Annotated in this window: 2 rRNA genes; both read left to right on the top strand. The window is 52.1% G+C overall.

Annotation, left to right across the window (positions count from 1 at the left end):
- A 16S ribosomal RNA gene (locus MM213_RS20700) occupies positions 1–239 on the top strand; the annotation flags it as partial.
- Between the two features lie 182 nt (positions 240–421).
- Positions 422–841 (top strand): 23S ribosomal RNA (locus tag MM213_RS20705); the annotation flags it as partial.

The raw sequence follows: 841 nt of genomic DNA on the forward strand, positions 1-841 counted from the left end.
CTCAGTTCGGATCGGGGTCTGCAACTCGACCCCGTGAAGCTGGAATCGCTAGTAATCGCGCATCAGCCATGGCGCGGTGAATACGTTCCCGGACCTTGTACACACCGCCCGTCAAGCCATGGAAGTCGGGTAGACCTGAAGCCGGTAACCGCAAGGAGCCGTTTAGGGTAGAACCGGTAACTGGGGCTAAGTCGTAACAAGGTAGCCGTACCGGAAGGTGCGGCTGGAACACCTCCTTTCTGGAATACGCCATTGGTTTTCCTATCTACTATGATGTATCGAGTCTTACAGCTTCACACAGTGTATACCGTAAGGGTATTCATAAAAAGTTCATTGACAAGTTGAGCAGAGAATTGAATGAGTCCRCGAGAGTGGACAAAAGACCGTCGGGGTCCTAACTGCAAAAGGGGGATTCCGATAAGAGTAAGTAAATAAGGGCGTACGGGGGATGCCTAGGCTCTCAGAGGCGAAGAAGGACGTGACAAGCTGCGAAAAGCTGCGGGGATCCGCAAGAGGAATTGATCCGCAGATATCCGAATGGGGCAACCCATCCCGCGTTAGCGGGATATTCCGCAAGGAAGGCAAACCCGGGGAACTGAAACATCTAAGTACCCGGAGGAAGAGAAAACAACAGTGATTCCGTGAGTAGTGGCGAGCGAAAGCGGAGCAGCCCAAACCGGATCTGTTACGGCAGGTTCGGGGTTATAGGACCGATAAAAAGAGAACATACCTGACTTGAGTTGTCTGGGAAGGCAAACCAAAGCGGGTGATAGTCCCATAGGGGAAGGGTATGTGATTGGATTGGTATCCTGAGTAGGTCGGGACAGGAGAAATCCCGATT

Origin of the sequence: Belliella alkalica, from assembly GCF_022549785.1 — a bacterium.
Classification (GTDB): Bacteria; Bacteroidota; Bacteroidia; order Cytophagales; family Cyclobacteriaceae; genus Belliella; species Belliella alkalica.